This is a genomic window from Vibrio sp. 10N.286.49.E11, assembly GCF_041469505.1.
Classification (GTDB): Bacteria; Pseudomonadota; Gammaproteobacteria; order Enterobacterales; family Vibrionaceae; genus Vibrio; species Vibrio crassostreae_C.
This window is the reverse complement of the sequence record NZ_JBFRKQ010000016.1, coordinates 2,245-3,904: the sequence shown is the minus strand read 5'-3', so window position 1 is coordinate 3,904 and position 1,660 is coordinate 2,245. Positions and strand designations below refer to the sequence as shown.

General features: G+C 45.2%; 1 protein-coding gene. It reads left to right on the top strand.

Going from position 1 to position 1,660, the window contains the following annotated elements; all coding sequences use genetic code 11:
* Positions 1–1,660 (top strand): hypothetical protein (locus AB4167_RS03290; protein WP_372136126.1); only part of this gene is annotated, 1,660 nt, incomplete at both ends.

Genomic DNA, 1,660 nt, shown 5'->3' with positions numbered 1-1,660 from the left:
AATACGATTGATGTAATGACGGCGCAAAGTGCCGATGGAGCTGTGATTACCCAGTTCACCTATGACGGTGGTACCGCTCAAACTCTAGATTCAACAATCACAGGCGAGCAGAAATTTACGTTCACTGAGGGTGATGTGTTCGTCACCATCGAAGGTAACGTGCGCTTTGAGCCGAACCGTGATTTAGACCACGAAGATGGCGATATCGTTAAATCTCTCGTCTTTACGTCAAGCGATGGCGATATCGATGTTGAAACGGCCACTGTCACACTGACGATTATTGATGGTGATATCCCAACGATTGAATCGGTGCCAAGCATCGCGCTTGCTGAAACAGATTTAGCAGATGGCTCTTCTCCAATCGTTGGTGCTGTGAGCCAAACAGAAACCATCACTTTCACTAATCAAAGTGATGACGTTGAGAAATTCCGTTTAGAGCCAAATGAGTTTAATACTAACAATGCGCTCAAGTCCGATGGCTTGATCATTGAGATTCGAGAAGAGCCAACAGGTTCAGGTAATTACATTGGTTTCACGACTGATATTTCGAATGTCGAAACCACGGTATTTACACTCGATTTCAGCAGTACCACTTTGGGTGAGTATACCTTCACGCTTCTGGAAGCGATTGACCACACACCGATTCAAGGCAATAACGATCTAACATTCAACTTACCTGTTTACGCTGTCGATAGCGACGGTGATGATTCGTTAATGTCACCACTATCGGTGATGATTACTGATGATGTTCAAGTTATGGCAAGTGGCGAACTGACAATTGAAGAGCCTACTGTGGCTGACTTAGCTGTAGGTACGCCAACGACATCCGTTTTCGATGTATTAACATCCGCAAGTGCTGATGGCGCGAGCGTGACTCAATTTACCTATGACGGCACCGCTTACTCTCTAGATCCGAATGATGCGACCGAGCAAGAGTTTACTTTCACGGAAGGCTCACTGTTTATTACGACTCAAGGGGAAGTGCGCTTTGAGCCGAACCGCGATTTAGACCACTCAGCAGGCGATATTGTTAAAAATATCGTTGTGACATCAAGCGATGGCGATGATGACGTTCTTACCTCAACAGTGACGCTGACCATTACCGATGGTGATGTTCCGACCATTGACGTGATTCCGCCAATCTCACTATCTGAAACGAATCTAGCCGATGGCTCTGATCCATCTAACTCTGCGGTCAGCGACACCAAAGTCATTCAGTTTACTCATGAGAGTGACGATGTTGAGTCGTTCCGTATCGAGCCAACAGAGTTCAATACTCTAGGTACGTTAACGTCAAACAACTTGGCGGTTCAGCTAAAAGAAGATCCTAACAGTGCTGGCGATTATATCGGTTTTGTTAAAGACACGTCGGATGTTGAAACCAACGTCTTTACCATTAGCTTCTCGGATACAAATCTAGGTCAATACACATTTACGTTACTTGAAGCGCTTGACCACGAAGATGGTCTGGTGAATAACAGTTTGAGCTTTGACCTGCCTGTTTATGCAGTAGACAGCGATGGCGATGATTCTTTGGTTTCTCAGTTAAATGTAACCATCGGTGATGATGTTCAAATCATGCAGGATGGTACGTTAGATATCACTGAGCCAAATCTTGCAGACGGCACAATCACAACCAGTACCATTGATGTGATGCCAG